Raw genomic sequence first — 10,695 nt, 5'->3', positions numbered from 1 at the left:
CGTGTTTGTCAGATAGGTCGCGCGATCCCGCCTAGTTGATGCCGACGCTTTCCAGCGTGGCGGGCGGCGTCGTGACATTGTTGCGGATACGCCGTGCGGCATGTTCGCAACGACCGGGCAGACCGAAGAACAGGCCGAAAGATTGGCTGCGCGCTTCGGCGTCGGGGTTGCTCATTAGCGTCGCCCACTGGGCCTTGACCCCGGCCACGGCCTGTTCTGCCTCGGCCTTGGACGCTGCTGACTGACGCGGCGTCGCGACGACCAGAGCGCTGCGGAAATCCTGAGCTTCCAAGCGGCCCAGACGCACCAGTTCCACATCCTCGGGCGCCTTGGTCGGCAGCGTGTCGCCTAGATCGGCATGCCCCGTCACCAGCGCATCGCACCAGGCCACCAGCGGATAGTCGGCGTTGGGCGCGCCCCGCGGCAGCGGCCGTGCATAGGCGATGGCCTCGCGGGTCTTCAGCGCGTCGGCGGTCTCGCCCGAACGATTGCCCGTGACGATCGGGCCGTCTTGGGTTTGGGCGACGACAGAGCCTGCGGCCAGCAGCGACAGGGCCGAGATACCGGGAACGAGGAGTTTGAGCATGGTCTTCCTTCAGGAGCGCCGCGAACGGCGACGATCATCAACGCTCGCCCACGCCGATGGTTTTTCTACGGCGGCGCTTAAACGAAAAAGGCGGCGGAGCGTTGCTCCGCCGCCTCAGTCTCGTGTCGTTGACCGGCCTTAGAACTTGGCGGTCAGACCGACATAGTAGCGGCGACCCAGCACGTCATAGGTCGACGGGTCGGTGTTGGCCTGAACGCCCGGGACGAAGACGTTGGGTTGTTCGTCGGTCAGGTTGTTGACGCCGGCGCGCAGGGCGACCGTGTCGTTGACGGCCCACGAACCGTTCAGGTCGAAGTAGTCGATCGAAGGCAGAACTTCGGTGGTGTTGATCACCGTGACTTCGCCGACCCGGCGCCAGCGCGCGCCGACCGAGAACGGACCGCTGGCCCAAGTCACCGAACTCAGAGCTTTCCATTCGGGGAAGGTTTCTCCGAACGAGCTGTCGATGGTGCCGGTACGGTCGGTGAAGACGCCGCCTTCGACGACGTTGTCTTCATAGTTCTCAAGCCAGCTGATGACCGTGTTGAACTTCAGACGGCCCCAATCACCACCACCGATGTCGGCGATGTTGAATGCCCAGTCAGCCTGGAAGTCGATACCCGACGTTTTGATCATGCCGAGGTTGGCCTGGTTTTCGATCGCGCCGACGATGTTGCCCGAGAGCGGATCACGGCGGAACAGCTGGCAGTAGCTGTTGGATGCGTCGAACGTGGGGTTTTCACCCGTGACGTTGAAACAGCCCGCCAGCGAGTCCGGCGCACCGATGGACCCGATCGCATCAGTGATCTCGATATTGTAGTAGTCGATCGAAGCCGAGAAGCCCGAAAGCCAGGGCGAAGCGAACTGCGACTGATACACCAGACCGGCAGACCAGCTGTCCGAGGTTTCTTCGAACAGGTCCGGGTTACCGCCTGTGCGGCTTTCGACCTGGTTGTTCGAATAAGTATACTGATCGATTGCCTGAGACGAAACGCCTTGAGCCAGGCAGAGCGCCCGCACTGCAGCGGCATTCGAACCTTGACGGAAGCTGCTGCGGATGTCGCAGGGGTCGCCGCCCGTACCGGCCGCCGAAGGCGCGCCGATGTTCGGGAAGTCCGTGCTGGCGGTCGCAAACAGCTCGCCGATCGAAGGCGCACGAACTGAGCGGCTGTAACCACCACGAGCGCGCAGGCCGCCGGCGACGGTCCAGTCCAGTTCCGCACGGTAGGCTTGGGTGCCGCCGGCTGTGCTGTAGTCGGCGTAGCGATAGCCGAGGTTCAGATCCAGTTGCTCGATGAAGGGCAGGTCCGCAAGCAGCGGCACCAGGGCTTCGATGAACAGTTCCTTCGAGTTCGTGCCGCCGCTCAACGAAGGCGTCGGGTTGAAGCCAGCGATTTCCGAACCGCCGACATTGCCGCCATCCGGCAGGCCGTTGGCGCCAAGGTGAGGCGTCACAGCGTTCTGTTGTGCGAGCGAGGAATCGGCGCCGAATGCGAAGTCATCCTGGCGATACTGAGCACCAAGAGCGACGCGAACTTCACCGGCCGGCAGATCAAACGCCTTGCCTTGCAGCGAGGCTTCGATGACGCGCTGTTCCGTGACAGTGGAGTTGCGAGCCGAGCGACCGATGTAGCTGTTGCACTCGGCCGACAGGGTCGTCACGCCGAACGGATCGAAGCCGCCTGCGCAAAGGCTGGCGCCGCCGTCCGCCGCGTCCAGCAGGCGCTGAACCGAAGAGCGCGACACGTTGCCCGTCTGCGTGGTCGTATTCGAAACGCGACCATACGAACCGTAGACGTCATAGGTCCAGCTGCTTTGCGGAACCTGACCACGGACGCCCGTCGTGATTTGGTAGATGTTGTACTCTTCCGTCGAGTGACGGCCGCCCAGCGAGGTGAAACGCTTGTTGAGCAGGAACGAACCGTTCGGGTTGGCGCGCGTGTTCAGCAGGCCCCGCAGATCAGCAGTGATGAACGGGTTGGTCGCGGGAACGCGGAATCCGGTGCCGCTCGCTGCCGGGCTGGCGGCCAGTTCGGTGTCGGCGATGTACTGTGTGAACAATGCATTCGCATAGACTTCGGCGTTTTCGTTGATCTTGTAACGACCGCCGCCGTAGACGTTGTAGCGCTCAAGCGGCAGCTGCAAGTAGTTCAGCGGACCGGTGTTGAACGTATAGTCAGCGCCTGGAGCCGTGTATTCGTTTCCAGCACCAGCCGGATTCTTGACGTTCAACTTGCCTGTATACGAGAATAGCGAGTTGTCGTCATTGAAGCCGAAGGCGCCAGTGTTAGACAAGGTCGCATTGCCGAAATAGGCGCGAACTGCTGCCAGGCTGGGCAGATTATTACCGTCAAAGATCGTCGAACCCAGCGGCGAGGTGCCCGAGGGACCCGAGATAGCGGAGAACTCACGAGCGGCGTTGAAGATGACATCCCGGGTCGAGCGCCCCAGCGACAGCACCATGTTGCCGCGGTCGTCGTCGAAGTTGCCGCCAACGGTGACCGAGTAGCTTTCGGTCTTTCCGTCGCTACGGTCGGTCTCGCCGTATTGAGCATCGACCTGAACGCCCGAAAAGTTCTCGTCGAGGATGAAGTTGGCGACGCCGGCCAGTGCGTCCGAACCATAGGCCGCCGAGGCGCCGCCCGAGATGACTTCGATGTTTTTGATCAGGGCGGTCGGGATCAGGTTGACGTCCACCGAACCGTCCGAGTTCGACGGAACGACGCGACGGCCGTTCATCAGGACCAGCGTACGGTTGGAACCCAGGTTGCGCAGGTTGATGTTAGCCTGGCCACCATTCGACGGGTTGTTCGAGGTGGAGGAGATCGACGGCGTGAACTGAGGCAGGTCGTTGATCAGGCTGTCGATGGTGACGGCGCCGGTCGCCTGGAAATCCTGGGCGGTGACAGTGACGATCGGGCTGGTCGAACGATAGTCCTGACGCGCGATGCGCGAACCGGTGACGACGATCTCGCCTACGTCGGTCGCTTGGTCGTCAGTCGACTGTGCGAACGAGGGCGTAGCGGCCATTGCCAGAGCGGCGCCGCCGATGATCGTGGTCGCCAGAAGGCCGCGACGATATCTGTTGGTGTTCAAGGCTTGTTCTCCCGGGAAGAGCCAAAGTCGTTAAGAAACGAACCGCTCAATCAATAGCCGTTTGCCGACCACGCGATCGGTTGGACGGGAGAGCATACCAACGACCCTGCTAAGTCCAGCGAGAAGGCGACGCTTGAACACATTGGAGACACGCCTGTCGCAAAGACGACACACCACAGTCGCCACAGAGACACCGGACGCGCCTTGATTTCTAATGATATACTTGGACGACACACTAATTTCACGAGAACATAATGACCCACATTAGCCTGACAACCGGATCAAAACTCGCAATCATGTCAGCAATTGCGGCGAGTTTGGTCGCCGGACATGCGGACGCGCGACAAAATAACGCGACCACCGGAAACGACCTGATCGGGACGGTCACTCGCTGCCGCCAGATCGAGGCCGATGTTGCGAGATTGGCGTGCTTCGACGCCGCCGCAACCCGATTGGCGGCAGCTGGAGAGGTCGCCGTCGTCAGTCGGCAGGACGTCGAGCAGAATCAGCGCCGGTTGTTCGGCTTCAACGTCTCGGCGCTGAACCCGTTTGAGAATTCGGGTCGGGCGGACAACCTGGAATCCATCTCCGCCACTATGACCTCGGCCAGGAATCTTGGCAGGGGCGAATGGTCGATCATGCTGGATGACGGGTCGACGTGGCGAAAGACTGATGGGGTGGAGGTGCTTTTCTCGGCCAACCGGCAATATCCGGTGACCGTGCGTCGGGCGGCGCTTGGAAGCTATATGATGAAGGTGGCGAACGATCCGCCCTTCCGTGTCCGCCGCGAATAGTCGCGTTCAGCGCTCGATCACTGCCCGCGCCGCATAGGGCGCGGGTTCGGGGGTGCAGGAGGCGGCGATCAGTTGCACCGCGGCGAGACAGAGGAAGACGGTCGCGACGAGCGGGAGCCGATTTGATACAGCGAAGGCGATCGAACGGGCCATGGCGGGCGCTCCAAGCATGATTACCGAGGCGTTAACGCAAGCTCTGCGCCACACGGAGCCGTCGAGATGATCCCCTTCGTCCGGGCGTTCGACTTCGCCTATGGGCGGCGCAATCAGGTCTCGCCGTTGATCCAGCGCGTGATCGCCGACAATCCGGGGCCGTTCACCTTCACCGGGACGGGGACCTATATCGTCGGGCGGCCTGGCGCGGGGGCCGAGGTCGCGGTGATCGATCCGGGGCCGCTGGATCAGGCGCATCTGGCGGCGTTGATGGCGGCGGTCGAGGGACGGCGGGTCAGCCATGTGCTTGTGACGCATACGCATCGGGATCATGCGCCGCTGGCGAGGCCGTTCGCTGAGGCGACGGGGGCGCGGGTTCTGGCGGCCCGGCCTCCGGTGCGAGAGACGCATGCGTCGGGCGCCCTGGACGAGGATCACGATGCCGAGTTTGCGCCCGATGTCGTGCTGACGGGAGGCGAAGCGATCGAAGGCGACTGCTGGACGATCGAGGCGATGCTCACGCCGGGTCATGCGTCAAATCACATGGCCTTCGTCCTGCGCGAGGAGAACGCCCTGTTCTGCGGCGATCATGTGATGGGCTGGTCGACGACGGTCGTGGCGCCGCCCGATGGGAATATGCGCCAGTATCTGACCAGTCTGGACGCGGTCATCGCGCGGGAGTTCGACGTACTGTGGCCGACGCACGGGGCGCCGGTGACTGAGGTGCGGCCGTTTCTGGAGGCGTATCGCGCCCATCGGCTGGAGCGGGAGGCGCAGATCGTTCGGAGGCTGGCGGCGGGGGATCGGACGGTCGCCGAGATGGTGCCGGTTCTGTACGCCGCCGTCGATCAGCGGCTATGGCCGGCGGCGTCGCTGTCGGTGCTGGCCCATCTGATCAAGCTGGTCGAGGATGGAGCGGCCGTCAGCGATGTCGAGCCCGGTCTGACGGCTCGCTTTCGTCTGGTCTAGCGTTCAGCCTCCAGGTTCCGGGCGATCTTGGTTGCAAGACGGCAGGTGGCGCCGCCGTCGGGGCGGGCGTCGCGGGCGGCGACGCGGATGTCGGTGCGGCCGGGGCGGATGCGCACGACGGCGTCGGTGACGAAGCCGAACCACGCGCCCTCATGGACGGCCTCGACCTGGAAGGTGGTGGCGCGGGTGATCACAAAACCGGCGTCGACCAAAGCCGAGGTCGCCTGCTGGGCCAGGACCTGGGTCGGGATGGCGTTCAGGTCAGGACAGGTCTGGGGCGTCGATCCGCGATGCTGGGCGGCGCGCGAGAAGGCCGGCGGTTCCTCGACATGGGTGGTCAAGTCACGCGGGTTCGGCGCGGCGTCCTGGCCCTGACGCAAGACGAAACCGCCCACCGTCGCGCCGGCCAGGACCAGGGCGGCCAGGGCGTAGATCCCCCTGCCCTTCAAGTCGCGCAGCGCCAGCACCGCCGCCGCCAGGGCGCCCGCCAGACCGATCCAGGCCAGGATGCGCGCCACCGTCCAGGTCAGCAGGTCGTAGCTGACAGACAGATCGACGCCGCCGAATCGCGTCGCCGCGACGGCCGCCACGATCAGCACCACCGGCGCCGCCGCAAGCGCCGTCAACCACGGCAGGACGGCGGGGACAGGCTTTCTGGTCGGCATTCAGGCTCCGGTTCGGTCAGACGACGGCAGGCAGACGGTAGTCCTTCATCCGCTCGCGCAGAAGCTTCTTGTCGATCTTGCCCGTGGCGCCCAGCGGTATGTCCTCTACGGCGACCACGTCGTCCGGCATCCACCATTTGGCGATCTTGCCCTGCAGGAAGTCGAGATGTTCCTGCTTGTCCAGCGCATGGTCTGGCTTGAGCTTGAGGATCAGGACCGGCCGCTCGTCCCATTTGGCGTGGGCGGCGCCGATGACGGCGGCGATCTCGACCTTGGGATGGCCGATGGCGATGTTCTCGATCTCGATGGAGCTGATCCACTCGCCGCCCGACTTGATCACGTCCTTGGCGCGGTCGGTGATCTGCATGAAGCCCCTCTCGTCCACCGTCGCCACGTCGCCGGTGTCGAAGAAGCCTTCGTCGTCCAGGATCGAGCCTTCTTCCTTGAAGTAGGTGTTGCTGATGGTCGGTCCCTTGACCATCAGGCGGCCGAAGGTGGCGCCGTCGTGCGGCAGTTCGGCCCCGGCCTCGTCCTTCAGCTTCAGTTCGATGCCCAGCGGCGGCGTGCCCTGTTTCAGGCGGTATTTCATCTGCTCGTCATACGGCAGACGCAGGATCTCGGGCGGCAGGTTGGCGATGGTGCCGATGGGCGAGGTTTCGGTCATGCCCCAGGCATGGGTGACCTCGACGCCGAAATCGTCCTGGAAGCCGCGGATCAGGCTTTCGGGGCAGGCCGAGCCGCCGATCAGCACGCGCTTCAGGGTCGAGAAGCCCAGGCCGTGCTGTTTCATATGGGCGAACAGCCCCTGCCAGACGGTGGGCACGGCGGCCGAGAAGGTGACGCCTTCCTGTTCGATCAGTTCATAGATCGACTGACCGTCCATTTTTGCGCCCGGCATGACCAGTTTGGTCCCGGCGGCGGGGCCGGCGAAGGCGATGCCCCAGGCGTTGGCGTGGAACATCGGCACGACCGGCAGGATCACCTCCTTGGGCGTGGCGCCCATGACGGTGGCCTGAAGCCCCATGAAGGTGTGCAGGAAGTTGGAGCGGTGCGAATACAGCACCCCCTTGGGATGGCCCGTCGTGCCCGAGGTGTAGCAGAGGCCGCAGGCGGTGTTTTCCTCGAAGTCGCCCCAGACGACGTCGGTCGACTGACCGGCGATGGCGTCCTCATAGGCCACGGCCTTGGGCAGCTTGGTCTGCGGCATGTGGGCGGCGTCGGTCATGATGACGACGCGCTCGACCTTGGGGATGTGCGGCAGGATGGCTTCCAGCAGCGGCACGAAGGTCAGATCGACGAAGATGATCCGGTCTTCGGCGTGGTTGATGATGTAGATCAGTTGTTCCGGGAACAGGCGGGGGTTCAGGGTGTGGCACACCCCGCCGATGCCCATGATGCCGTACCAGGCCTCGATATGGTTGGCGGTGTTCCAGGCCAGGGTGGCGACGCGGTCGCCCGGCTTGATCCCCCAGGCCTTCAGGGCGCTGGACACGCGTTTGGCGCGTTCGTGGATATGGGCATAGGTCGTGCGGACGATGGGGCCCTCGACCGAGCGGGTCACCACCTCGCGGTCGCCATGCCAGTTCTTGGCGTGGTCGATGATCTTGTCGACCGTCAGCGGCCAGTCCTGCATCAAGCCCAGCATATCGTTTCCTGTTCCTTGGTTGCGTCTGATTGGATGCGACGCTTGAGCGGACGCTAACATCGGTGATCGGCGATAAGCAACGTGACGTAACGTCAGCCGCCGCGCGACGGATCGTCCCCCGTGGCGTCGGCCGCGCGACCGCACTAGAAGACCACCCATGACCATATTGATCGCGATCACGGGGGGCTCCGGCTCCGGCAAGAGCACCCTGGCCGAGGCCCTGGTTTCGGCCCTGCCGGACGGTGCGGCCGTGCTGGTGCGCGAGGACAGCTATTACCGCGACGCCGCCTCCCTGCCCGGCTTCGACGCCGCGACCTTCGACTTCGACGACGTGGCGGCGCGCGATCACGACCTGATGATCGCGGATTTGAAAGAGCTGAAGGCTGGGCGCGCGGTGACGGCGCCGGTCTATTCCTTCATCCATCACGGGCGCGAGCCGGGCGGCGAACCGATCGCGGCGGCCGAGGTGGTGATCGTCGAGGGCACCCATGTTCTGTGCACCCCCGACCTGACCGCCCTGTTCGACATCCGGGTGTTCGTGGACACCCCGTCCGACATCCGCTTCATCCGCCGCCTGCTGCGCGACCAGACCGAGCGGGGGCGGTCGGCGGATTCGGTCGTGGCGCAATATCTGGCCACCGTGCGTCCGGGCCACGAGCGCCTGACCGAACCGTCGCGAACACACGCCGACTTCATCGTCGCCGACGCCACGGCGGCCGTTCGGCTGGAAGACCCGCAGGCGGTGGTGCGTCTCGCCGCGCCGGTGCTGGCCCATCCGCTGCTGCAGGCCTTGCTGGACGACTAACGAAAGAGATCCCCGACACGGAATTCTCCGGGTCGAAGCACGGCACGCTCGACTGGCGGATGGCCATTGAGCGCCCTGATGCGCGCGCGTTCGGCTGCCTCCGCATGCTTCTCGACCAGGATGGCATCCAGACGGATGTGCTGGATTTCGATTTCCGCGAGGAGGCGCTCGATCTCGGCCTTTTCTTCCGGCGTCTGTTTGTGGGGCGGCGGCAGGCCGCGACCGGGCTTGGGACGACGAGGTTTTGGGCGGGCCATGCGGTTCTCCGGACAGGGGCTATCGTCTTCGCGCCTTCGCTGCGAAGTTTGGAGGACTGGGCGGAGCGCCGGGCCTTCGCCCGGAGTGTGATTAGAGATTACCGTTTCGACGAAGGGTATGACGCTCCGCGCGGTTGGTTGGCCTGCAAGCTCGGGGCGTCGAGCGGTGGCGGTCTTATCGCCTAACCCCATAAGCCTGCGACGGGTCGGCGGGGTCTGCGAACCCCGTCCCGAGTGCGATCGAGTATCCCCCTCGACCCTCTGACACCGCTCCATGAGTCGATGTCAGCACGGGCCGTTCCAGACCCGCTCCCGTTCCATACGCTCCCGCCGCCGCAAGGTCGCAGGCCAAGCGAGCCCTCCGGGCGACGGGACGGGATTAGAATACGCGCGTTTCGGAGGGGGGATGGGAGAAGGGGGACATAAACCCGCAAGCGATTGGATTCGCTACGAATGGACCAGCGTCATTGTGATGGCTGAGCGCGTTTCTCCCCCCCTTCATGGGGAGGGGCGGCGAAGGGGAGCGCAGCCGGGGTGGGGGCGTGTGAAGCCCTGCGCCCGCCCTTACGGCCCCACCCTGATCGCTGCGCGATCGTCCCTCCCCATGAAGGGGAGGGAGAGGCGCCTGTGGGACTTCAGGGCTTCTTCAACGCTCCCAGTCGTCAGATCAGTCCGGCCAGCGGCGACGACGGGTCCGCGTACATCCGCTTCGGCATCCGTCCGGCCAGATAGGCGTCGCGTCCGGCGATGACGGCGTGTTTCATGGCGCGGGCCATGCGGATGGGGTCCTTGGCGCCGGCGATGGCGGTATTCATCAGGACGGCGTCGCAGCCCAGTTCCATCGCCAAGGTCGCGTCCGAGGCCGTGCCGACGCCGGCGTCGATCAGCACCGGCACCTTGGCCTGTTCGACGATCAGGCGGACGTTGATGGGGTTCTGGATACCGAGCCCCGAGCCGATGGGCGCGGCGGCGGGCATGATGGCGGCGGCGCCGGCGTCTTCCAGCCGTTTGGCCATCACGACGTCGTCAGTGCAATAGACCATGACGTCGAACCCGTCCTTGATCAGCAGGTCCAGCGCCCGCAGCGTCTCGATCATGTCGGGATACAGGTGGGCGGTGTTGGACAGCACCTCCAGCTTGACCAGGCTCCATCCCCCTGCCTCGCGCGCCAGGCGCAGGGTGCGCACCGCATCCTCGCCGGTGAAACAGCCGGCGGTGTTGGGCAGAAAGGTGAACCGGTCGGGCTTCACATAGTCCACCAGCATCGGCTGGTTCGGATCGGTCAGGTTCACGCGGCGCACGGCCACGGTCACGATCTCGGCGCCCGCAGCCTCGGCGGCGGCGGCGTTCTGGGCGTAGTCGGCGTATTTGCCGGTGCCGACGATCAGACGCGAGTTGAAGGTGCGGCCGGCGACGGACCAGGTTTCGTTGGCTGTATCGGTCATGGATCTGACCTAGTCCCCCCAAGGCGTCAGGGAAAGCCGTCGTAGCGGGATTTGATCGCGATCAACCGCCGCCGACGAACTGGACCAGTTCGATGCGGTCGCCCGCGGCCACGGGGGTGGCGGCGTGCAGGGACTTGGGGACGATCTCAAGATTGCGTTCGACCGCGACCTTGCGCGGGTCCAGCGACAACTCTTCGACCAGGGCCAGGATGGTGGCGGCCTGGACCTGGCGGGGTTCGCCGTTGAGATGGATCTGGTGCACGCGTCTGGTCTCCGGGCG

Annotated in this window: 11 protein-coding genes; 3 read left to right on the top strand and 8 right to left on the bottom strand. The window is 64.8% G+C overall.

The window, feature by feature from the left end:
- Positions 1 to 31: 31 nt before the first annotated feature.
- Both ACP7BH_RS01380 and ACP7BH_RS01375 read right to left on the bottom strand, forming a co-directional pair.
- Entirely contained in the window at positions 32 to 586 is a 555-nt protein-coding gene (locus ACP7BH_RS01380; protein ID WP_425984321.1) for a hypothetical protein, read from the bottom strand.
- Positions 587 to 724: 138 nt separating this feature from the next.
- A complete protein-coding gene (locus ACP7BH_RS01375) occupies positions 725 to 3,682 on the bottom strand; it encodes a TonB-dependent receptor domain-containing protein (RefSeq protein WP_425984323.1) in 2,958 nt (985 codons plus the stop codon).
- A gap of 254 nt (positions 3,683 to 3,936) precedes the next feature.
- Here ACP7BH_RS01375 and ACP7BH_RS01370 point away from each other — a divergent pair, with 254 nt between their 5' ends.
- Positions 3,937 to 4,476 carry a hypothetical protein gene (locus ACP7BH_RS01370; RefSeq protein WP_425984325.1) on the top strand — a complete coding sequence of 180 codons (540 nt, stop codon included), beginning with the start codon at positions 3,937 to 3,939 and terminating at the stop codon, positions 4,474 to 4,476.
- A 6-nt stretch (positions 4,477 to 4,482) separates the two neighbouring features.
- Here ACP7BH_RS01370 and ACP7BH_RS01365 read toward each other — a convergent pair whose 3' ends face one another.
- Positions 4,483 to 4,629 (bottom strand): hypothetical protein, encoded by a 147-nt coding sequence (locus ACP7BH_RS01365; RefSeq protein ID WP_425984326.1) that lies wholly within the window; start codon positions 4,627 to 4,629, stop codon positions 4,483 to 4,485.
- A 66-nt stretch (positions 4,630 to 4,695) separates the two neighbouring features.
- On the opposite strand from ACP7BH_RS01365, the gene ACP7BH_RS01360 reads away from it, so the two are divergent.
- The gene (locus tag ACP7BH_RS01360; RefSeq protein ID WP_425984328.1) at positions 4,696 to 5,598 is read left to right on the top strand and encodes an MBL fold metallo-hydrolase; all 903 of its coding nucleotides are present in this window, start codon (positions 4,696 to 4,698) and stop codon (positions 5,596 to 5,598) included.
- On the opposite strand, the gene ACP7BH_RS01355 is transcribed toward ACP7BH_RS01360, so the two are convergent.
- Both ACP7BH_RS01355 and ACP7BH_RS01350 read right to left on the bottom strand, forming a co-directional pair.
- A complete protein-coding gene (locus tag ACP7BH_RS01355) occupies positions 5,595 to 6,263 on the bottom strand; it encodes a DUF1499 domain-containing protein (RefSeq protein WP_425984330.1) in 669 nt (222 codons plus the stop codon). The two genes, ACP7BH_RS01360 and ACP7BH_RS01355, sit on opposite strands and share 4 nt — an antisense overlap.
- Positions 6,264 to 6,279: 16 nt before the next feature.
- Positions 6,280 to 7,908 carry a long-chain-fatty-acid--CoA ligase gene (locus tag ACP7BH_RS01350; protein ID WP_425984332.1) on the bottom strand — a complete coding sequence of 543 codons (1,629 nt, stop codon included), beginning with the start codon at positions 7,906 to 7,908 and terminating at the stop codon, positions 6,280 to 6,282.
- A 157-nt stretch (positions 7,909 to 8,065) separates the two neighbouring features.
- On the opposite strand from ACP7BH_RS01350, the gene udk reads away from it, so the two are divergent.
- Positions 8,066 to 8,713: a uridine kinase gene (udk, locus tag ACP7BH_RS01345; protein WP_425984334.1), complete on the top strand. Its 648-nt coding sequence runs from the start codon at positions 8,066 to 8,068 to the stop codon at positions 8,711 to 8,713.
- On the opposite strand, the gene ACP7BH_RS01340 is transcribed toward udk, so the two are convergent.
- From ACP7BH_RS01340 to thiS, 3 genes are all read right to left on the bottom strand, one after another.
- Positions 8,710 to 8,970 carry a hypothetical protein gene (locus ACP7BH_RS01340; protein ID WP_425984336.1) on the bottom strand — a complete coding sequence of 87 codons (261 nt, stop codon included), beginning with the start codon at positions 8,968 to 8,970 and terminating at the stop codon, positions 8,710 to 8,712. The two genes, udk and ACP7BH_RS01340, sit on opposite strands and share 4 nt — an antisense overlap.
- A 662-nt stretch (positions 8,971 to 9,632) precedes the next feature.
- A complete protein-coding gene (locus ACP7BH_RS01335; protein ID WP_425984338.1) occupies positions 9,633 to 10,415 on the bottom strand; it encodes a thiazole synthase in 783 nt (260 codons plus the stop codon).
- Between the two features lie 61 nt (positions 10,416 to 10,476).
- Positions 10,477 to 10,677 carry a sulfur carrier protein ThiS gene (gene thiS / locus ACP7BH_RS01330; protein WP_112861800.1) on the bottom strand — a complete coding sequence of 67 codons (201 nt, stop codon included), beginning with the start codon at positions 10,675 to 10,677 and terminating at the stop codon, positions 10,477 to 10,479.
- Positions 10,678 to 10,695 lie beyond the last annotated feature (18 nt).

This window comes from Brevundimonas sp. TWP2-1 (genome assembly GCF_049897645.1).
Classification (GTDB): domain Bacteria; phylum Pseudomonadota; class Alphaproteobacteria; order Caulobacterales; family Caulobacteraceae; genus Brevundimonas.
The sequence above is the reverse complement of the archived record's forward strand: the minus strand, read 5'-3'. Positions and strand labels throughout refer to the sequence as shown.

Bases quoted from the DNA above. Each gene is read 5' to 3' on its own strand.
- ACP7BH_RS01340 (WP_425984336.1), bottom strand. From the start codon at position 8,970: ATGGCCCGCCCAAAACCTCGTCGTCCCAAGCCCGGTCGCGGCCTGCCG.
- ACP7BH_RS01350 (WP_425984332.1), bottom strand. From the start codon at position 7,908: ATGCTGGGCTTGATGCAGGACTGGCCGCTGACGGTCGACAAGATCATC.
- ACP7BH_RS01360 (WP_425984328.1), top strand. From the start codon at position 4,696: ATGATCCCCTTCGTCCGGGCGTTCGACTTCGCCTATGGGCGGCGCAAT.
- ACP7BH_RS01335 (WP_425984338.1), bottom strand. From the start codon at position 10,415: ATGACCGATACAGCCAACGAAACCTGGTCCGTCGCCGGCCGCACCTTC.
- ACP7BH_RS01365 (WP_425984326.1), bottom strand. From the start codon at position 4,629: ATGGCCCGTTCGATCGCCTTCGCTGTATCAAATCGGCTCCCGCTCGTC.
- ACP7BH_RS01380 (WP_425984321.1), bottom strand. From the start codon at position 586: ATGCTCAAACTCCTCGTTCCCGGTATCTCGGCCCTGTCGCTGCTGGCC.
- ACP7BH_RS01370 (WP_425984325.1), top strand. From the start codon at position 3,937: ATGACCCACATTAGCCTGACAACCGGATCAAAACTCGCAATCATGTCA.
- ACP7BH_RS01355 (WP_425984330.1), bottom strand. From the start codon at position 6,263: ATGCCGACCAGAAAGCCTGTCCCCGCCGTCCTGCCGTGGTTGACGGCG.
- udk (WP_425984334.1), top strand. From the start codon at position 8,066: ATGACCATATTGATCGCGATCACGGGGGGCTCCGGCTCCGGCAAGAGC.